This is a genomic window from Herbaspirillum camelliae (genome assembly GCF_001929405.1).
Lineage (GTDB): Bacteria > Pseudomonadota > Gammaproteobacteria > Burkholderiales > Burkholderiaceae_D > Herbaspirillum > Herbaspirillum seropedicae.
Genome location: NZ_KV880769.1, coordinates 928,402 through 946,872, shown reverse-complemented (window position 1 = coordinate 946,872; position 18,471 = coordinate 928,402). Strand labels below are relative to the sequence as shown.

Annotated in this window: 19 protein-coding genes; 13 read left to right on the top strand and 6 right to left on the bottom strand. The window is 63.6% G+C overall.

Annotated elements, in window-relative coordinates; genetic code table 11:
* Positions 1 to 11: 11 nt before the first annotated feature.
* From nudB to BGK68_RS04280, 4 genes are all read left to right on the top strand, one after another.
* Entirely contained in the window at positions 12 to 515 is a 504-nt protein-coding gene (gene nudB, locus BGK68_RS04295) for a dihydroneopterin triphosphate diphosphatase (RefSeq protein ID WP_075259672.1), read from the top strand.
* A 54-nt stretch (positions 516 to 569) separates the two neighbouring features.
* Positions 570 to 1,367, top strand: a complete 798-nt coding sequence (locus BGK68_RS04290) for an endonuclease/exonuclease/phosphatase family protein (RefSeq protein WP_075256076.1) — start codon at positions 570 to 572, stop codon at positions 1,365 to 1,367.
* Between the two features lie 2 nt (positions 1,368 to 1,369).
* Entirely contained in the window at positions 1,370 to 2,533 is a 1,164-nt protein-coding gene (locus BGK68_RS04285; protein ID WP_075256075.1) for a phospholipase D-like domain-containing protein, read from the top strand.
* A 137-nt stretch (positions 2,534 to 2,670) separates the two neighbouring features.
* The gene (locus BGK68_RS04280) at positions 2,671 to 3,846 is read left to right on the top strand and encodes an acetyl-CoA C-acetyltransferase (protein ID WP_075256074.1); all 1,176 of its coding nucleotides are present in this window, start codon (positions 2,671 to 2,673) and stop codon (positions 3,844 to 3,846) included.
* A gap of 116 nt (positions 3,847 to 3,962) precedes the next feature.
* Here the strand turns inward: BGK68_RS04280 and BGK68_RS04275 are convergent, their stop codons facing one another.
* From BGK68_RS04275 to BGK68_RS04255, 5 genes are read right to left on the bottom strand one after another with little or no spacing between them, the layout of a single operon-like run.
* Positions 3,963 to 4,772 carry a transporter substrate-binding domain-containing protein gene (locus BGK68_RS04275; protein WP_075256073.1) on the bottom strand — a complete coding sequence of 270 codons (810 nt, stop codon included), beginning with the start codon at positions 4,770 to 4,772 and terminating at the stop codon, positions 3,963 to 3,965.
* A 56-nt stretch (positions 4,773 to 4,828) separates the two neighbouring features.
* On the bottom strand, positions 4,829 to 5,557 hold the full coding sequence (locus BGK68_RS04270) for an amino acid ABC transporter ATP-binding protein (RefSeq protein ID WP_075256072.1): 729 nt from the start codon (positions 5,555 to 5,557) through the stop codon (positions 4,829 to 4,831).
* A complete protein-coding gene (locus BGK68_RS04265) occupies positions 5,541 to 6,188 on the bottom strand; it encodes an amino acid ABC transporter permease (protein WP_075256071.1) in 648 nt (215 codons plus the stop codon). The genes BGK68_RS04270 and BGK68_RS04265 overlap by 17 nt, the downstream gene beginning before the upstream one ends.
* A 12-nt stretch (positions 6,189 to 6,200) precedes the next feature.
* Positions 6,201 to 6,884, bottom strand: a complete 684-nt coding sequence (locus BGK68_RS04260) for an amino acid ABC transporter permease (protein WP_075256070.1) — start codon at positions 6,882 to 6,884, stop codon at positions 6,201 to 6,203.
* 32 nt (positions 6,885 to 6,916) lie between these two features.
* Positions 6,917 to 8,098, bottom strand: coding sequence for an alpha-hydroxy acid oxidase (locus BGK68_RS04255; RefSeq protein ID WP_075256069.1), 1,182 nt, complete (start codon positions 8,096 to 8,098; stop codon positions 6,917 to 6,919).
* A 226-nt stretch (positions 8,099 to 8,324) separates the two neighbouring features.
* On the opposite strand from BGK68_RS04255, the gene BGK68_RS04250 reads away from it, so the two are divergent.
* The 9 genes from BGK68_RS04250 (at position 8,325) to BGK68_RS04210 (ending at position 17,906) form a co-directional block, all read left to right on the top strand.
* Entirely contained in the window at positions 8,325 to 9,038 is a 714-nt protein-coding gene (locus BGK68_RS04250; RefSeq protein ID WP_075256068.1) for a FadR/GntR family transcriptional regulator, read from the top strand.
* 46 nt (positions 9,039 to 9,084) lie between these two features.
* Entirely contained in the window at positions 9,085 to 9,459 is a 375-nt protein-coding gene (locus tag BGK68_RS04245; RefSeq protein WP_075256067.1) for an RNA-binding S4 domain-containing protein, read from the top strand.
* Between the two features lie 93 nt (positions 9,460 to 9,552).
* Positions 9,553 to 10,017 (top strand): hypothetical protein, encoded by a 465-nt coding sequence (locus BGK68_RS04240; RefSeq protein WP_075256066.1) that lies wholly within the window; start codon positions 9,553 to 9,555, stop codon positions 10,015 to 10,017.
* Positions 10,018 to 10,227: 210 nt separating this feature from the next.
* Positions 10,228 to 10,929 carry a TetR/AcrR family transcriptional regulator gene (locus tag BGK68_RS04235; RefSeq protein WP_075256065.1) on the top strand — a complete coding sequence of 234 codons (702 nt, stop codon included), beginning with the start codon at positions 10,228 to 10,230 and terminating at the stop codon, positions 10,927 to 10,929.
* A gap of 18 nt (positions 10,930 to 10,947) precedes the next feature.
* Positions 10,948 to 12,738 carry an acyl-CoA dehydrogenase C-terminal domain-containing protein gene (locus BGK68_RS04230; RefSeq protein ID WP_075256064.1) on the top strand — a complete coding sequence of 597 codons (1,791 nt, stop codon included), beginning with the start codon at positions 10,948 to 10,950 and terminating at the stop codon, positions 12,736 to 12,738.
* 232 nt (positions 12,739 to 12,970) lie between these two features.
* Positions 12,971 to 15,358: a 3-hydroxyacyl-CoA dehydrogenase/enoyl-CoA hydratase family protein gene (locus BGK68_RS04225; RefSeq protein WP_075256063.1), complete on the top strand. Its 2,388-nt coding sequence runs from the start codon at positions 12,971 to 12,973 to the stop codon at positions 15,356 to 15,358.
* Positions 15,359 to 15,444: 86 nt separating this feature from the next.
* A complete protein-coding gene (locus BGK68_RS04220) occupies positions 15,445 to 15,810 on the top strand; it encodes an endonuclease domain-containing protein (protein ID WP_075259671.1) in 366 nt (121 codons plus the stop codon).
* 29 nt (positions 15,811 to 15,839) lie between these two features.
* Positions 15,840 to 17,036, top strand: a complete 1,197-nt coding sequence (locus BGK68_RS04215; protein WP_075256062.1) for an acetyl-CoA C-acyltransferase — start codon at positions 15,840 to 15,842, stop codon at positions 17,034 to 17,036.
* 105 nt (positions 17,037 to 17,141) lie between these two features.
* Positions 17,142 to 17,906, top strand: coding sequence for an enoyl-CoA hydratase (locus BGK68_RS04210; protein WP_075256061.1), 765 nt, complete (start codon positions 17,142 to 17,144; stop codon positions 17,904 to 17,906).
* A gap of 29 nt (positions 17,907 to 17,935) precedes the next feature.
* Here the strand turns inward: BGK68_RS04210 and BGK68_RS04205 are convergent, their stop codons facing one another.
* Positions 17,936 to 18,439: an Lrp/AsnC family transcriptional regulator gene (locus BGK68_RS04205; RefSeq protein ID WP_075256060.1), complete on the bottom strand. Its 504-nt coding sequence runs from the start codon at positions 18,437 to 18,439 to the stop codon at positions 17,936 to 17,938.
* Between the last annotated feature and the right edge of the window lie 32 nt (positions 18,440 to 18,471).

Here is an 18,471-nt window from a genome sequence, read left to right as displayed (position 1 = left end):
ACGGACAGGCCATGACGCAAGCCAAGCCCTACAAGATTCCCGAATCGGTGCTGGTGGTGATCCACAGCGCCGACCAGCATGTGCTCTTGATCGAGCGCGCCGACCAGCCCGGTTTCTGGCAGTCGGTGACGGGCTCCAAGGACAGCCTGGATGAGCCCTTGTCGGAGACCGCCCGACGCGAAGTCGAGGAAGAAACCGGCATCGTGGTGGCCGACGTCGGCGTAGACTCTGCCCATGGTGAGGCAAACCGCGTCCCGCTGACGCATCTGCGTGATTGGCAACTTTCCAACATCTATGACATCTATCCGGTCTGGCGGCACCGCTATGCACCGGGCGTGACGAGGAACACCGAGCACGTCTTTGGCCTCCTGGTGCCGCGCGACATTCCGGTCACGCTGGCCCCGCGCGAACATACCCGCCATGTCTGGCTGCCCTATCGCGAAGCGGCCGACCGCTGTTTCTCGCCCTCCAATGCCGAGGCGATCCTGCAGTTGCCGCGCTACCTCGCCATGTAGCCAGCGCCTTGCGCGAGACCAGCGCCGGACAAGAACAAGAGAAAGGTTGCATCGATGAAGCTGCGTGTTGCCACATACAACATCCACAAGGGCGTGACCTCGTTCGCCGGCCGCCCGCGCATCCTGGCGTTGAAGCAGGCGCTGGCGCAACTGGACCCGGACATCCTGTTCCTGCAGGAAGTGCAGGGCCGCCACGATCTCAACGCCCTGCGCCACGCCTCCAACTGGCCACAGCAAGGCCAGCACGAATACCTGGCCGGCGACACCCATCATGCCGCCTACGGCATGAACGCCGTCTATGATCACGGGCACCACGGCAATGCGCTGATCTCGCGCTTTGAAATCGCTTCCATCCGCAATCAGGATGTCTCGGACCACGCCTACGAGTCACGCGGCATCCTGCACTGCGTGGTGCCGGTGGAGGGCGTGGAGGTGCATTGCTACGTGATCCACCTGGGCTTGTTCGCGGGTGGCCGCCGCCGCCAGATCGATGCGCTGATCCAGGCCGTCAGCACCTCTTCGCCCCCTGATGCGCCCTTGTTGATCGCCGGTGACTTCAACGACTGGACCAACCAGTTGAGCCGCACGCTCTACCAGAACCTGGGCGTGACCGAAGTGTTCGACCAGCCGCAACCCAAGGCGCGCGGCGTGATGCAGGGCCTGCGGCGACTCGGTGGCTTGTCGGCCCCGATCCGCCCGGCGCGCACCTTCCCGGCCATGATGCCGTGGCTGCGGCTGGACCGCATCTACGTGCGCGGTTTCCGCGTGGAAACCGCGGAGGTCTTGAAGGACGGACCGTGGGCGCGTCTGTCCGACCACGCCCCCATCGTCACCGAACTGCAGCTGGCCTGATTTTGCGTCACCTCACCTTTACCGACGGCAACCAGATCGCGCTGCTGCAGAGCGGCGCGGGCTTCTATCCCGCCCTGATCAGCGCCATCGATGCGGCGCGCGTCGAGATCTATCTCGAAACTTATATTTTCTCGCTGGACGACACCGGCGTGCTGGTCTGCGATGCCCTGCAACGGGCCGCAGGACGGGGTGTCGTGGTCTATGTCATCAATGACTGGCTGGGAACCGGCAGGGAAAATACTAACAAATTGCATCTCGCCCTGAGCGCGGCGGGCGTGCAACATCGTTCGTTCAATCCCTGGTTCCGGCGCGGCGTGGCGCGCAGCCATCGCAAGCTGTGCGTGGTGGATCGCCAGGTGGCGTTTGTGGGCGGGCTCAACATCAATGACGACATGGTCTCTGATCGCGACCACATGACGCCGCTGCCGGCCCCGCGCTGGGATTTCGCGGTGAGCATCCTGGGGCCGCTGGTGCAGGATATCTACCGTGAAGTGCAGGCACAATGGTTGCGCGTGGGCCACATGAAGCTCAAAGCGCGGTGGCGCAACTTCAAGCGCCTGCGCCACGGCCATAGCGGCCCCGTGCATGACCAGACCCAGGCCGCCCTGGTGGTGCGCGACAACTTCCGCAACCGCCGCACCATCCAGCGCGCCTACCTGCAGGCGCTGGGCCGCGCCCGCGAGAGCGCCTTCCTCGCCAATCCCTATTTCGCCCCCGGTCGCAAGATGCGCCGGGCGCTGGAAGAGGCCGCCATGCGCGGCGTCAAGGTCACCCTGCTGCTGGGCGTGGGCCAGTTCATGATGCAGGATGCCGTGGCCCATTCCTTCTATCCCAAGCTCTTGCGCGCGGGCGTGCGCATCATCGAATATACCCGCACCGAACTGCATGCCAAGGTGGCCGTGGTCGATGACAAGTGGGCCACGGTCGGGTCGAGCAACTACGATGGACTGTCCCTGTTTGTTAATCAGGAAGCCAACGTGGTGGTCCAGGACCCGGCCTTCGCCGGCTTCCTGCGCCAGGAGATCGAAGCGGGCGCCACCCAGGGCCGCGTGGTGCACCTGGCCGACTTCATGCACGTGCCCTGGTACAAGCGCGCAGCCTATGGTGCTGCCTTCCTCCTTTATCGGACGGTAATTCACATCATCACGCTGGGAAAAGATGCTTGAGATATATTTGGCGTCCGTTTGATTTACCGAAAATTCACCGTATCGCATTCCCCGCTGAAATGGAATAAGATGACCGCTCCGGTTTCCGGCGGGGAGCCCAGCGGCTTCCCGTCAATTTCTAATAAAAGGAGCGAGTTATGGATGATGTGGTCATTGTCGCAGCACAGAGAACGGCGATCGGCAAATTCGGCGGAGCCTTGTCGAAGATTGCGGCAGCCGATCTGGGTGCGCAAGTCATCAAGGCCTTGCTGGCCAAGACCGGCATCAAGCCCGAAGCGATCAGCGAAGTCATCCTCGGCCAGGTGTTGACGGCAGGCCTGGGCCAGAACCCGGCGCGCCAGTCGGTCATCAAGTCCGGCCTGCCCGACATGGTCCCGGCCTTCGTGGTCGGCAAGGTCTGCGGCAGCGGCCTGAAGGCCGTGCAACTGGCGGCCCAGGCCATCCGTTGCGGCGACGCCCAGATCGTCATCGCCGGCGGCCAGGAAAACATGAGCGCCTCCCCGCACGTCCTGAACAACTCGCGCGACGGCTTCCGCATGGGCGACGCCAAGCTCACCGACACCATGATCGTCGACGGCCTGTGGGACGTCTACAACCAGTACCACATGGGCATTACCGCCGAGAACGTCGCCAAGAAGTTCGAGATCAGCCGCGAAGAGCAGGACGCCTTCGCCGCCGCTTCGCAGAACAAGGCAGAAGCCGCCCAGAAGGCCGGCAGGTTCAAGGATGAGATCGTGCCCATCGAGATCAAGGGCAAGAAGGAAACCGTGGTCTTCGACACCGACGAGTTCGTCAAGCACGGTGTCACCGCCGAATCCCTGGCCACGCTGCGCCCGGCCTTCGACAAGGCTGGTACGGTGACGGCCGGCAACGCCTCGGGCATCAACGATGGCGCCGCCGCCGTGGTGGTGACCTCGGCCAAGCTGGCTGCTGAGCTGGGTCTGCCGGTGCTGGCCAAGATCAAGGCCTACTCCTCGGCCGGCCTGGACCCCAGCATCATGGGCATGGGCCCGGTGCCGGCGTCGCAGCTGACCCTGAAGAAGGCCGGCTGGACCCCGCAGGACCTGGACCTGATGGAAATCAACGAAGCCTTCGCCGCGCAAGCCATTGCGGTGAACAAGCAGATGGGCTGGGACACCAGCAAGATCAACGTCAACGGCGGTGCCATCGCATTGGGTCACCCCATCGGCGCCTCGGGCTGCCGCGTGCTGGTGACCCTGCTGCACGAGATGGTGCGTCGTGACGCCAAGAAGGGTCTGGCCAGCCTCTGTATCGGTGGCGGCATGGGCGTGGCGCTGGCGGTGGAGCGTTGAGTCTGTAGATCCGCTTGTTGCAATGAGGAAACGCCGGCTTGCGAGCCGGCGTTTTTATTTTTCTTAGTTTTTAGGTCTTTATTTTTTTAGTTTTGGGGTGTTATGTCCGCACCACTTCAACTGGCCGGATGGAGGATTTCCTGCGGCAACTCCGCCTCGTGGTATTTCTTGTAGATCGTATTGAGTTCTCCATTACTCAGGTTGGTGCGGATCCACCCGTCGATCTTTTCCTTCAGCCGCGGCTCTCCCTTGCGCAGTCCTACCGCCAGCAGATTGGCCTTGAGCGTGAGCTTGCTTTCGATGTCGCGCGATGGATTCTTTTGATTGACCACCTTCAGCAGCATGGGCGAGGTCGCCCAGATGTCGGCCTGGCCGCTGACCATGGCGGTCATCGAGGTGGCGTCATCATCGAAACGGGTAATGGTGGCCGAGGATGGCGCGATCCTGGTCAGTTCCTGGTCGTTGGTGGTGCCGCGCGTGGCAATGAGCTTCTTGCCGGCCAGGTCGGCCGGGCTGGTGATCTTCATGCTCTTCGGCGCTCCCACCACTACCAGGATGGGCGCATACGGGACGGAGAAATCGATGACCTTGGCGCGCTCGGGTGTGATCGAGAAAGCCGAGATGACGATGTCGGCCTTGTTGGTCTGCAGATAGGGCACGCGATTGGTCAGTGTGGTGGGGACCACTTCCAGTTCCAGGCCAAAGTCCTTGGCCATGCACTGGGCCGTCTCGACATCGGAGCCGATCAGCCTGAGCTTGTCGTCCTTCATGCTGTAGGGTGGCACCGCCAGGTCGATGGCCACGCGCAGCTTCTTCGCGGCCAGGATCGTATCGAGCTGGTCGGCCTGCGCCGCACCGGCGCCCAGCAGCAACAGGCCCAATAAAACCATCGGTACACGCCGCGCAGGGGATGAGGGGGAATGCATGTCTCGCTCCTTGTTTGATGAGTGTTAGGGTAGAACGCCAGCGGGGAAGAGAAAGCTCATAGACCGGTGCCGACAAAGCTGCGCAGTTCCGGCGTGACGGGCGCATCGAGAATCTCGGGGCCGCCCTGTTCCCACACCTGGCCCTGATGCATGAAGATGACCTGGTCGGCGACACGGCGCGCAAAAGCCATCTCATGCGTCACCAGGATCATGGTCATGCCTTCGCTGGCCATCTGCTCCATGACCTTGAGCACCTCGCCGGTCAGCTCGGGATCAAGCGCCGAGGTCACCTCGTCGAACAGCATCAGTTGCGGCTGCAATGCCAACGAACGGGCGATGGCCACGCGTTGTTGCTGGCCGCCCGACAATTGCTCGGGATAGGCCTCGGCCTTGTCGGCCAGGCCCACCCGCGCCAGCACCTGCTGCGCCAGCGTCTGCGCCTGACCGACTGGCATGCGCTTGACCGCCGTCGGACCCAGTGTGATGTTCTGCAGCACCGTCAGGTGCGGGAACAGGTTGTAGCCCTGGAAGACGATGCCGACGTCACGGCGCAAGCCGCGCAGGTCCAGCCCCGCAGCGTGCAGGGCATGGCCGCAGACGCTGATCTGGCCGGCGTCGATCTGCTCCAGCCGGTTGATGCAGCGCAGGGCGGTACTCTTGCCCGATCCGCTCTTGCCGATGATGGCCACCACCTCGCCGCGCGCCACCTGAAAGGAGACGCCGCGCAGCACGGTGTTGCTGCCGAATCGCTTGTGGACGCCTTGTAGTTCAACGACGGTGTGCATGGAGTTTCCTTTCGAGCGCCCGGCTCCAGCGCGACAGGGGATAACACATGGCGAAATACAGCAGCGCGGCGCTGCCGAAATACAGGAAGGGCTGGAAGGTGGAGTTGTTGAGCACCTTGGCGTTATAGGAAAGTTCGGCAAAGCCGATCACCAGCGACGCCACCGAGGTGTTCTTGATGACCTGCACCGCAAAGCCCACGGTGGGCGGCGTGGCCATGCGCAGGGCTTGCGGCAGCACGATCATGCGCATGCGTTGCCAGCGGCTCAGGCCTATGCATTCGGCGGCCTCCCACTGGCTCTTGTGGACCGACTGGATGCAGCCGCGCCAGATTTCTCCGAGGAAGGCGCTGGCATAGATCAGCATCGCCGTGGCGGCTGCCGGCAAGGCCTCGACCGTGCCGACGCCGGCCAGCGCCGGACCATAGAAGCACACGCCCATGAGCACCAGCAAGGGCGTGCCCTGGATCAGCTGTATCCAGGCGGCGGCCAGCCGCCGCAAGGGCGGCAGCGCAGAGACCCGGGCCAGCGCCAGCGCCAGACCGGCAATCCCGCCCAGCAGCAGCGTCAGGCCTGACAGCAGGACCGTGCCCCACGCCCCCTGCAGCAAGGAAAGCAATTGTTCTTCAGACATGGCCTGGCTCCTTCAGAGCGGTGTACCCAGCTTGCGCCGACGCGTGAAGACCAGTTGCCCCAGCAGCCAGAATCCGGCCCGCATCAGGCAGGCCAGCGCCAGGTAGGCGGCCCACAACAGCAGAAACACCTCGAAGTTGCGGAATGTGTCGGACTGCACCCGATTGGCCACACCCAGCAATTCCTCTGCACCCACCGACGAGAGGATGCTGGAGGCCAGCATCATCAGCACGAACTGGCTGGTCAGGGCCGGCCAGACCCGCTCCACCGCCGGCAGCAGGACCACGTGCCAGAACACCTGCGCCGGCGACAGTCCCAGGCAGCTGGCCGCTTCAAGCTGGCCGTGATGGATCGACTCCAGGCCGGCGCGGACGATCTCGCAGCTATAGGCGCCGATGTTGATGACCAGCGCCAGCGTGGCGCCGGCCATGATGGGCATGGTCACGCCCACCGAGGAAAGGCCGAAGATCAGGAAGTAGCACTGGATCAGCAACGGCGTATTGCGGATCAGCTCCACATAGCCGCTCACGGCCGCTCGCAGCCAGCCATACCGGCTGCCCCGTGCCACCGCGCAGGCAGCACCCAGCACGAAACCCAGCAGCGTGGCCAGGAAGGACAGCTGGACCGTGGTCCAGGCGCCCTGTAGCAATAGCGGCCAGTGGGCAGCTACGCTGGCGAAATCGAATTCGTAATGCATGTCTGCTCCTCGCTCGGATGATAGGGCGATGCCTAGGACTGCAAGCGGCGCAGGTAGCTTGCATCGAGCTGGTCGATATCCGGGCAGGCCAGCAGGGCCAGCACCCGATCCACTTCGCTGCGCAAGATGTCCAGCGCCCGCGCCGCGCCGGCCTGCCCACCCGCAGCCAGGCCATAGGTGGTGGCACGCCCCAGCAGGACGGCGTCAGCGCCCAGCGCAATGGCCTTGACGATGTCGGCGCCGCGCCGGAAGCCGCCGTCGAGCATCACGGTCAGTTGTCCCTTCACGGCGGCCACCACCTCGGGCAGCACATCCATCGTCGAGAGCGCGCCATCGAGCTGACGCCCGCCGTGGTTGGAGAGGACGATGCCATCCACCCCCAGCGCCGCGGCGCGTTGCGCATCCTCTACCTGCATCACGCCCTTCAAGACCAGCTTGCCCGGCCAGATGCCGCGCAGCCATTGCACATCAGCCCAGTCCAGCGCCGCTGACAGCGATTGGCCCAGGATGGACGCGGCCGCACCGCGCACGCTGGTCTGGTCGGGTGGCAGCAGGTCGCCCAGGTTGGCGAAGCGGGGGAAGCCATGCGGATAGAGGATGTCGATGAGCCAGCGCGGATGGCGCAGCACGTCGAGCTTGTTGCGCCAGTCCAGGCGGCGCGGGCTGCTGAAGTTGCGCACATCCCATTCGCGCTTGCCATAGACGGCGCTATCGGTGGTCAGCACCAGCACGCCGATGCCGGCTGCCTGCGCCCGCTGCGCCACGCTGGCCACGAAAGCGCGGTCGCGGTACAGGTAGACCTGCTGCCACACCTGCGCTCCCGAGCGGCGCACCACCTCTTCCAGCGAGGTGGTCGATACATTGGTCAAGACGAAGGGGACACCGGCGGAGGCCGCTGCGCTGGCCATGGCGACATCCCCCTCGCGCGCCAGCAGGCCGCTGAAGCCGGTCGGGCCGATCAGGAAGGGCGAGGCGATGTCCTGCCCAAACAGCTTGCGCGCCTGTCGGCGCACCGAGACATCCACCAGCGTGCGCGGCAGGAAACCGATGCGGGTGAACACCTCGCGGTTGTGGCGCAGGCTGATTTCTTCCTCGGCCCCGCCCTCGACGTATTCGAAACAGAAATTGGGTACCCGCTTGCGCGCCATGGCCCGCAGTTCTTCGATGCTCTGGGCGCGCTGCACCTCCGGCCCGGTGTATAGACGACGTTTCAATTCGACTCTCCCGATGGGGACTGCGTGGACATCCTGTTGACTGGCGGCATGGCATGGCCTGCTCGGCAGTGTATTAACTGGTAAGGCCAAAAGCAAATAATTTTTATTATTTGAAAATTGGTAAAGCCAATCGTAGATCCGTGCTTATGAGACAATCGCCCACAAATCCTTGGCAACCTGTCCCAAAGGTCAGGTTGTCAGGCATCACCAGATCCCTGCTCAAACGATGGCCAGCCAGAAATCGACCGATTCCCGCCGCTTGTACCTGCAGATTGCGGACCGCCTGCGCACCGTGATGTATCAGCCCGGCTTCACCAGCCATGGCCGCTTGCCGCCTGAGCGCGCGCTGGCCGAACAACTCGGGGTGTCGCGTCCGTCGATACGGGAGGCGCTGGTCGCGCTGGAGCTGGAAGGGCGAGTGGAGATTCGTATGGGGTCGGGCGTCTACCTCACCCAAACGCCGCCGCCGGGTTTGCAGGAAGCGCCGGCAACGGACAAGGAGATGGGCAACAGCCTGAGCGACATCATGGGCGCGCGCGCCATCTTCGAAGGCGCCATCGCGGCGCTGGTCGCGCCGCTGGCCAAGCCCAGGGATATCAAGGCGCTGCGCACCATCTACGACACCATGGAGCGCGAATGCCAGGCCGGCCAGAGTCCTGCGGTGGCCGACCGCGACTTCCACATCCGCATTGCGCGGATGACCGGCAACGACGTGCTGGTGCAGACCGTCGCCCGGCTTTACGATGAACGCCAGGACCCGATCTCGGCCAAGCTGCTGGATCATTACGAACCTGAAGACAGCTGGTTCACTGCCCTGCATGAGCACCGCGAAATCCTGGAGGCCATCGAAGCGCGCGATGCCATCCAGGCGCAGGCGGCCATGCAGCGCCATCTGAAGATGTCGCTCAAGCGCACCATGACGCGCAAGCAATTGAATTGAACCGGCCCACGTGGGACGTTACGCACAAGGACAGCAAGAGGACAGGATGGACACCACCCGCATCGACAAATGGTGCTGGGCCGCACGCTTCTTCAAGACGCGTTCGCAGGCCACCGAAGCCGTGGAGCGCGGCCGCATCCGGCTCAATGGCGAACGCACCAAGCCGGCCCACAACGTCAAGGCCGGCGATCGCCTCGACGTGGACAACGGCGCCACCGAATGGGAAGTGCTGGTCACCGGCATCGCCGACAAGCGCGGCTCGGCGGCCATTGCCGCCACCCTCTACCAGGAAACCGCAGAAAGCGTCGCCCGCCGCGCCGCCGAGGCCGAGCGCCATCGCCTCTTCCGCGAACCCTCGGCCGAGATCAAGGGCCGCCCCACCAAGCGCGACCGCCGTCTGCTGGACCGTTCCTCGTCCTGAGCGCAGGCACTGCCACCGCAGCCTGGGCTCGTTGTAAGATGAGGGCCGATCTCCCAGGCCTGTCTTTTCTCCAACGTAGGTGCGAAGGTGCAGATGTCTCAGGTTGTTTCTTCCGACTCCATGCAGCCCATGCCGGCGGCGCGGCCCATCCGCAAGGAATGCCCGCCCGGCGCCTGCGACTGCCAGCGCGAAGCGCTGCTGGAATGCCTGCATGCGCCCGAGGCGCGGATCCTGATGCTGACCCGCGAGGAAGAAAAGCGCCTGATCGAACGCATCTTCCGCATCGCTAGCTATGAGGAGCTGCTGCATGTGGGCGCCCTCATGCGCAAGAACCTCGGCATCCACCTGCACATCAGCCCCGGCCCCAACGAGGTGCGCACCGTGCGCGGCCTGCAGATCCATCTGGCCGAGCAACCGGGCCTGTGCCGCAAGACCCGCGACACCATTCCGGCCGCCATCCGCAAGTGCCTGGAAAACAATCCCACCATCGTCTACGCCCTGCTGGACGCCCACGACCTGCTGGGTGCAACCACGCCGCCGCCCGCCTCGCCACGCTAGCTTGTCGCCAGGAAAGCCCGCGTGGCAAGCGCGCAAGGCTGCCCGATTTTTTGTTTGACTTTTGTGGCGCGATGAATAATAGTACGATCGTTCGAATAAATTCCGCATGAAGGATAATTCATGCGTTCATGAGGCAGTGGCCACGCAAGCCGCGCCCGTCGACACGGTTCCTTCCCGTCCCGCCCGGGGGCGGATAGCAAAGAGATAACGATGACAGAGACAAGCAAGGTGACCACCGCGCCCGCCCGCCCCAAGTTCCTGCGCAAGGGTGAGCAGACCCGCGCCGCCATCCTCGACGTGGCGTTGGAGCTGGCCAGCCGCGACGGCCTGGAAGGCCTCACCATTGGCCTGTTGGCCGAGAAGATGAAGATGAGCAAGTCCGGCGTCTTCGCCCACTTCGGCTCGCGCGAGGACTTGCAGATCGAGGTCGTGCGCCTGTATCACAACCGTTTCGAAGCCGACGTCTTCTATCCTTCCATCAAGGAGCCGCGCGGCCTGCCGCGCCTGGAAGCGATGTTCGCGCGCTGGATCAAGCAGGTCACGGTGGAAATCGCGCTGGGCTGTATCTACATCAGCGGCGCCGTCGAATACGACGACCGCCCCGGCGCCATCCGCGACCACCTGGTGGCCATGGTGCAGGCCTGGCGCGATGCGCTGGAGCGCTGCATCCAGCAGGCCATCGAAGCCGGCCACCTGCGCCCGGAAGTCGATGTCAGCCAGATGGTCTACGAGATGTATGGCCTGATCCTGGCCCTGCATCATGATGCGCGCTTCCTGCACATCCCCGGCAGCGTCGAACGCGCCGAGGCGAGCTTTCGCCGTCTGATCGGCAGCTATCGCCCGCAGGGCAGCGACAGCCTCAGCAGCACGCCCGCCAAGCATTCAAAATCGGCCGCCAGGAAGGCAGCCTAAACCCGTACGGAGACATTCATGCCCCAATACAACGCCCCCTTGCGCGACATGCAGTTCGTGCTGCACGAGCTGCTCAATGTCGAGGAAGTCTTCAAGGAACTGCCGCCGCATGCGGACACCAACCGTGAGCTGGTGGACCAGGTGCTGGAAGAGGGCGGCAAGTTCGCTGCGCAGGTAGTGTTCCCGCTGAACCATTCGGGTGACCGCGAGGGTTGCCACTACGACCGCGAGAGCAAGACCGTGACCACGCCCAAGGGTTTCAAGCAGGCCTACCAGCAATACGTGGAAGCTGGCTGGGCGGCCTTGTCCTGTGACCCGGAATTCGGCGGCCAGGGCCTGCCGCTGACGATCAACAACTCCTTCTACGAGATGCTGAACTCGTCCAACCAGGCCTGGACCATGTACCCCGGCCTGTCGCACGGCGCCTACGAGTGCCTGCATGCGCACGGTTCGGACGAACAGAAGCAGCTCTACCTGCCCAAGCTGGTTTCGGGTGAATGGACCGGCACCATGTGCCTGACCGAAGCCCATTGCGGCACCGACCTGGGCCTCTTGCGCAGCAAGGCCGAGCCGCAGGCGGACGGTTCCTACAAGATCACCGGCAACAAGATCTTCATCTCCGCCGGTGAAAACGACGTGTCCGCCAACATCATCCATCTGGTGCTGGCGCGCCTGCCGGATGCGCCGGAAGGCTCCAAGGGGATCTCGCTGTTCCTGGTGCCCAAGTTCCTGCCCAATGCCGACGGCTCGCTGGGCGCGCGCAACCCGATCTTCTGCGGCGCCATCGAAGAGAAGATGGGAATCCACGGCAACGCCACCTGCCAGATGAACCTGGACGGCGCCACCGGCTGGCTGATCGGCCAGCCGCACAAGGGCTTGCAGGCCATGTTCGTGTTCATGAACGCGGCCCGCCTGGGCGTGGGCATGCAAGGCCTGGGCCTGACCGAAGTGGCCTACCAGAACGCACTGGTGTATGCCAAGGACCGCCTGCAGATGCGCAGCCTGTCCGGCATCAAGGCCGCCGACAAGCCGGCCGACCCCATCATCGTGCATCCCGACGTGCGCCGCATGCTGCTGACCGCCAAGGCCTTCGCCGAAGGCGGCCGCGCCTTCACGTCCTATGTCGCGCTGGAGCTGGACAAGGAACTGACCCACCCCGACGAGCAAGTGCGTAAGGACTCCGCCGACATCGTCGCCCTGCTGACCCCGGTGGTGAAGGCCTTCCTGACCGACAATGCCTGGACGGCCACCTCCGAGTGCCTGCAGGTCTACGGCGGTCACGGCTACATCGCCGAGTGGGGCATGGAGCAATACGTGCGTGATGCCCGCATCAACATGATCTACGAAGGCACCAACACCATCCAGTCGCTGGACCTGCTGGGCCGCAAGATCCTGATGGACAACGGCGCCAAGCTCAAGAAATTCGGCGCGCAGATCCAGGCCTTCGTGGAAGAGCATGGCACGGATGAGTCCATGTCCGAGTTCATCACTCCGCTGGCCGACATCGGCGACAAGGTCACCAAGCTGACCATGGAAATCGGCATGAAGTCCTTCGCCAATCAGGACGAGGCCGGCGCTGCCGCCGTGCCTTACCTGCGCGTGGTGGGCCATCTGGTGTTCTCGTATCTGTTCGCCCGCATGGCCAAGATCGCACTGGAAAAGCAGGACAGCGGCGACAGCTTCTACACCGCCAAGCTGGCCACGGCGCGTTTCTACTTCGCGCGCCTGCTGCCGGAGACCGCCATGCTGATCCGCCAGGCCCGTTCGGGCGCAGGCAACCTGATGGCGCTGGACGCAGAGTTGTTCTGAGCGCAACACCCTGCCGCACGCGGGCCCAGCGCCGGCGTGCGGCGTTGATCTAGCGCAATCCGGCCCGGTAGGGCGTCATGTTCGTGTCACCCCTGCGAGGCATGCTGTGACCTTCTGCAAGAAGGCGTACAGTAGCCGTTCGCACCTGCAGTAGCGTGGTAGCGCGGCAGCGCTGCTGGCCTGGCCCCGAATTCGTGTTTCATGTTTGCAGCACCAGCAAAAGGAGAGTTGCGTGTCCAATTTCATCGTCAAAAAAGTGGCAGTGCTTGGCGCCGGCGTCATGGGCGCCCAGATTGCCGCCCACTGCATCAATGCCCGCGTACCGGTCGTGCTGTTCGACCTGCCGGCCAAGGAAGGCCCGAAGAATGGCATCGTGCAACGCGCCATCGAGAACCTCAAGAAGCTCAGCCCCGCTCCGCTGGGCAACAAGGATGACGCGGCCCTGATCCAGGTCGCCAACTACGAGGATGACCTGGCCGTGCTGGAAGGCTGCGACCTCATCATCGAAGCCATCGCCGAGCGCATGGACTGGAAGCACGACCTCTACAAGAAGGTCGCCCCGCACATCGGCCCCAAGGCCATCTTCGCCTCCAACACCTCGGGCCTGTCGATCAATGCCCTCTCCGAAGGTTTCGAGGCGGGCCTGAAGGCGCGCTTCTGCGGCGTGCACTTCTTCAACCCGCCGCGCTACATGCACCTGGTCGAGCTGATCCCGACCCAGTCTACCGAACCGCACATCCTCGACCAGCTCGAAGCCTTCCTCACCACCACCCTCGGCAAGGGCGTGGTGCGCGCCTTCGATACCCCCAACTTCGTGGCCAACCGCGTGGGCGTGTTCGGCATCCTGGCCACCATCATCGAAGCCGAGAAGTATGGCCTCTCCGTCGATGTGGTCGATGACCTGACCGGCGCCAAGCTGGGCCGCGCCAAGTCCGGCACCTTCCGTACCGCCGACGTGGTGGGCCTGGATACCATGGGCCACGTCATCAGGACCATGCAGGACAACCTCAAGGACGATCCCTTCTTCTCCTCGTATGCCACCCCGCCGCTCTTGGCCAAGCTGGTCGAGCAGGGCGCACTGGGCCAGAAGAGCGGCGCCGGTTTCTACAAGAAGGTGGGCAAGGACATCTTGCGCATCGATCCGGCCAAGGGCGATTACGTTCCGGGCGGCGCCAAGGCCGATGACATCATCGCCCGCATCCTCAAGGAAAAGGATCCGGTCAAGCGCATGAAGGCGCTGCATGATTCGACCAATCCGCAAGGCCAGTTCCTGTGGGCCATCTTCCGCGATGCCTTCCATTACATCGCCGTGCATCTGGAATCGGTGGCCGACAATGCCCGTGACCTGGACTTCGCCATGCGCTGGGGCTTCGGCTGGAGCGTCGGTCCCTTCGAGACCTGGCAGGCGTCCGGCTGGAAGCAGATCGCGCAATGGGTCAAGGAAGACATCGAGGCCGGCAAGGCGCTCTCCAATGCACCGCTGCCCGACTGGGTCTTCGATGGCCGTGATGGCGTGCATTCGGAGAAGGGTTCGTACTCGCCCTCGAAGAAGGCTGACGTCGCCCGTTCCGAGCTGCCGGTCTACCAGCGCCAGGCCTTCCGCGCTCCGCTGGTGGGCGAAGGTGCAGCCGATGGCAAGAGCGCCGGCACCACCTTCTTCGAAGACGAATCGGTGCGCATCTGGCATCAGAACGACGATGTGCTGATCCTGTCCTTCAAGACCAAGATGCACGTGATCGGCCAAGGCGTGATCGATGGCATGAACAAGGCCGTCACCGAAGCCGAACAGAACTTCAAGGGCCTGGTGATCTGGCATCCGGACGCGGCCGAAGGCGGCGCCTTCTCGGCCGGGGCTGACCTGCAGTCGATGCTGCCGCTGTTCATGTCCGGCGGCGTCAAGGCCATCGAGCCGGTGGTGCACCAGCTGCAACAGGCGCACCAGCGCCTGAAGTACGCCAGCGTGCCGGTGATCGCCGCTGTGGCCGGCCTGGCGCTGGGCGGTGGTTGCGAATTGCTGCTGCATACCGCCAAGCGCGTGGTCTCCATCGAGTCCTACATCGGCCTGGTGGAAGTGGGCGTGGGCCTGATCCCCGCCGGTGGCGGCCTGAAGGAAGCCGCTGTGCGCGCCGCCCGCGAAGCCAAGGGCAACGACATCCTGCCCTTCCTGAAGGAATACATGCTGGCCGCGGCCACCGCCAATGTCTCCAAGTCCGCACTGGAAGCGCGCAAGCTGGGCTACCTGCGCGAGGATGACGTGATCGTCTTCAACCCCTATGAATTGCTGCACGTGGCCAAGGTCGAGGCGCGCGCGCTGTTCGACGCCGGCTACCGTCCGCAACTGCCGCCGCAGGTGCCAGTGATCGGCCGCAACGGCCTGGCCACCATCATGGCGCAGCTGGTCAACATGCGTGATGGCGGCTTCATCTCGGCGCACGACTTCAAGCTGGGCAAGATGATCGCCGAGACGGTGTCCGGCGGCGAGGTGGAAGAGGGCAGCATCGTCAATGAACAATGGCTGCTCGACATCGAGCGCAAGTTCTTCATGGAGCTGCTCAACCACCCCAAGACCCAGGAACGCATCATGGGCATGATGCAAACCGGCAAGCCTGTGCGCAATTAAAGAACGCCCCCTTCTTCCTGAGGAGAGCGCGAGCAAAGAAAGCTCCCTCCCCTTCAAGGGGAGGGTTGGGGTGGGGATGGGTTGAAATGAAAGGGCAGACCAACACGTTCACCAAACTTGCGGCCAAGCAGTTACGCAAGACCATGACCGATGCCGAGCAACGGCTATGGCACCGTCTGCGCGGCCAGCAACTGGACGTGAAATTTCGCCGTCAGCACCCCTATGAAGATTACGTACTCGATTTCGTTTGTCTGGAACGCAAGCTGGTGATTGAAGTAGATGGTTCGCAGCACGCCGGCAATCCGGATGATGAGAAGCGGACCGCGAGATTGAATCAGGCGGGCTTCACGGTGCTGAGGTTTTGGAATAACGAAGTATTGAATGAGACGGATGTGGTCGTTCAGGCAATCTGGAATGCGTTGAACCCATCCCCACCCCAGCCCTCCCCTTGAAGGGGAGGGAGAGTCCAAGGAGATTTTGAATGAGCAAACAACTGCAAGACGCCTACATCGTCGCCGCCACCCGCACCCCCATCGGCAAGGCGCCGCGTGGCATGTTCAAGAACACCCGCCCGGATGACCTGCTGGTGCGCGCCATCCAGTCCGCCGTGGCGCAGGCGCCGGGCCTGGACCCCAAGCTGATCGAGGACGCCATCGTCGGCTGTTCCTTCCCCGAAGGCGCACAGGGCCTGAACATGGCGCGCAATGCCGTACTGCTGGCCGGCCTGCCCAACACCATCGGCGGCGTCACCATCAACCGCTACTGCGCCTCCGGCATCACTGCCATCGCCATGGCGGCCGACCGCATCCGCGTGGGTGAAGCCGATGTGATGATCGCCGCCGGCGCCGAGTCGATGTCGATGGTGCCGATGATGGGCTTCCATCCCTCCATCAACATCAATGCCTTCAAGGATGAGAACGTCGGCATGGCCTACGGCATGGGCCTGACCGCCGAGAAGGTGGCGCAGCAGTGGAAGGTCTCGCGCGAAGCCCAGGACGAGTTTTCGCTGGCCTCGCACCAGAAGGCCATCGCCGCCCAAGAGGCCGGTGAATTCGCCGATGAGATGACTTCCTTCGAGATCGTCGAGCGCTTCCCCAATCTGGCCACCGGCGAGATCGACATCAAGACCCGCACCGTCAGCCTGGATGAAGGCCCGCGCGCCGATTCCAACCTGGCCGCGCTGGCCAAGTTGAAACCCGTCTTCGCCGCCAAGGGCAGCGTCACCGCGGGCAACAGCTCGCAGACCTCCGATGGCGCAGGCGCGCTGATCATCGTCTCGGAAAAGATCCTGAAGCAATTCAACCTGACCCCGCTGGCGCGTTTCGTCTCCTTCGCCGTGCGCGGCGTGCCGCCGGAAATCATGGGTATCGGCCCGAAGGAAGCGATTCCTGCGGCCCTGAAGGCCGGTGGCCTGACCCAGGACCAGATCGACTGGATCGAACTGAACGAAGCCTTCGCGGCCCAAGCGCTGGCCGTCATTGGTGACCTGGGCCTGGACCCGAGCAAGGTCAACCCCATGGGCGGTGCGATTGCCCTGGGCCACCCGCTGGGCGCGACCGGTGCGATCCGTGCCGCTACCACCATCCATGCGCTGCGCCGCAAGAACCTGAAGTACGGCATGGTGACCATGTGCGTGGGGACCGGCATGGGTGCAGCGGGCATCTTCGAGCGCGTCTGATCCGCGCGCGCAAGGCCTGAACAAAAAGCCGCACTGCTGATGCCGTGCGGCTTTTTTTCAATGATGCATGTAAATCATTTGTAAAATAAGAGGAGACCCGTCCAGATGGATATCCAACTGAGCAAGGCCGATGGCGTCCTGACCATCCACTTCGACCGTGAAGACAAGAAGAACGCCATCACCGCCGCCATGTACCAGCAGCTGGCCGATGCGTTGAGGGAGGCCGAGACCGACAGCGCGGTGCGGGCCATCCTCTTCACCGGCAAGCCGAAAGCCTTTTCGGCGGGCAATGACCTGGAAGACTTCCTGAAGCATCCGCCCAAGACCCAGGATGCGCCGGTGTTCCAGTTCCTGTGGCAGATCAGCCATGCCAGCAAGCCCATCGTGGCGGCGGTCTCCGGCGTGGCGGTCGGCATCGGCACCACGCTGCTGCTGCATTGCGACCTGGTGTATGCAGCCGACAATGCCAAGTTCTCTATGCCCTTCACGCAACTGGGGCTGTGTCCGGAAGCGGCGTCTTCGCTGCTGTTGCCGCACATCGCCGGTTACCAGCGCGCGGCCGAGAAGCTCTTGCTGGGCGAAGCCTTCGGCGCAGACGAAGCCTGCCAGATGGGCTTCGTCAATCGCGTCATGGCGCAGGAGGAGTTACTGCCGTATGCGCAGCAGCAGGCGGCCAAGCTGGCTGCGCTGCCGGCAGCATCGATCCGCGTGACCAAGCAGTTGATGAAGAAGAATCGCGTCACGGCAACCGAGCAGCAGATGGTGGCCGAGATCGAGCACTTCTCGCGCATGCTGACTGCGCCCGAAGCGAAGGAGGCATTCACGGCGTTCTTCGAGAAGCGCAAGCCGGATTTCACGCAGTTCGCCTGAGCGGGCTGGGCGGCGGAGATTGTCCGCCGCTATTTCCAGCTGCGCTTGCCCGACGCAATCACCTCTACCGGCTCTGCGCGCCGTTCATACGGATGCCGCAACACGATCCGGCTGGCGAATTTCTCAATGCCGATCTCATCCTCCAGCAGACGCTCCATCAGTTCCTGAAACATCCCGACCGTGGGCGAGATGATCTTGAGCAGGTAATCGTAACCGCCGCTGACGTTGTAGCACTCGACGATTTCCGCATACCTGGCCGCACCCTGTTCGAACTTGCGGAAGTCCGCAGGGCGATGGCTGCTGAGCGTGATCTCGGAAAACACCACAACGTGGCTGCCCAATTTTTCCAGCGCAACCTGGGCGGCATAGCTGGCGATGACACCGGTTTCTTCCAGGCGCTTGGTGCGGGTCAGGCAAGGGCTGGGGCTCAGATTGATGGCCTCGGCCAGTTCCACGTTCGAACAGCGTCCCTCGCGCTGCAAGTGCTCGAGGATCTTGATGTCGGTGCGGTCGATGGGGTCGGTGGGTCGCATGGATCGATCATAGCACCGCATCATCAGCCTCG

Excerpts from the sequence above, each read along its gene's own strand:
- nudB (WP_075259672.1), top strand. The coding sequence starts at position 12 with ATGACGCAAGCCAAGCCCTACAAGATTCCCGAATCGGTGCTGGTGGTG.
- BGK68_RS04290 (WP_075256076.1), top strand. The coding sequence starts at position 570 with ATGAAGCTGCGTGTTGCCACATACAACATCCACAAGGGCGTGACCTCG.
- BGK68_RS04280 (WP_075256074.1), top strand. The coding sequence starts at position 2,671 with ATGGATGATGTGGTCATTGTCGCAGCACAGAGAACGGCGATCGGCAAA.
- BGK68_RS04275 (WP_075256073.1), bottom strand. The coding sequence starts at position 4,772 with ATGCATTCCCCCTCATCCCCTGCGCGGCGTGTACCGATGGTTTTATTG.
- BGK68_RS04270 (WP_075256072.1), bottom strand. The coding sequence starts at position 5,557 with ATGCACACCGTCGTTGAACTACAAGGCGTCCACAAGCGATTCGGCAGC.
- BGK68_RS04265 (WP_075256071.1), bottom strand. The coding sequence starts at position 6,188 with ATGTCTGAAGAACAATTGCTTTCCTTGCTGCAGGGGGCGTGGGGCACG.
- BGK68_RS04260 (WP_075256070.1), bottom strand. The coding sequence starts at position 6,884 with ATGCATTACGAATTCGATTTCGCCAGCGTAGCTGCCCACTGGCCGCTA.
- BGK68_RS04250 (WP_075256068.1), top strand. The coding sequence starts at position 8,325 with ATGGCCAGCCAGAAATCGACCGATTCCCGCCGCTTGTACCTGCAGATT.
- BGK68_RS04245 (WP_075256067.1), top strand. The coding sequence starts at position 9,085 with ATGGACACCACCCGCATCGACAAATGGTGCTGGGCCGCACGCTTCTTC.
- BGK68_RS04240 (WP_075256066.1), top strand. The coding sequence starts at position 9,553 with ATGTCTCAGGTTGTTTCTTCCGACTCCATGCAGCCCATGCCGGCGGCG.
- BGK68_RS04235 (WP_075256065.1), top strand. The coding sequence starts at position 10,228 with ATGACAGAGACAAGCAAGGTGACCACCGCGCCCGCCCGCCCCAAGTTC.
- BGK68_RS04230 (WP_075256064.1), top strand. The coding sequence starts at position 10,948 with ATGCCCCAATACAACGCCCCCTTGCGCGACATGCAGTTCGTGCTGCAC.
- BGK68_RS04220 (WP_075259671.1), top strand. The coding sequence starts at position 15,445 with ATGAAAGGGCAGACCAACACGTTCACCAAACTTGCGGCCAAGCAGTTA.
- BGK68_RS04215 (WP_075256062.1), top strand. The coding sequence starts at position 15,840 with ATGAGCAAACAACTGCAAGACGCCTACATCGTCGCCGCCACCCGCACC.
- BGK68_RS04210 (WP_075256061.1), top strand. The coding sequence starts at position 17,142 with ATGGATATCCAACTGAGCAAGGCCGATGGCGTCCTGACCATCCACTTC.
- BGK68_RS04205 (WP_075256060.1), bottom strand. The coding sequence starts at position 18,439 with ATGCGACCCACCGACCCCATCGACCGCACCGACATCAAGATCCTCGAG.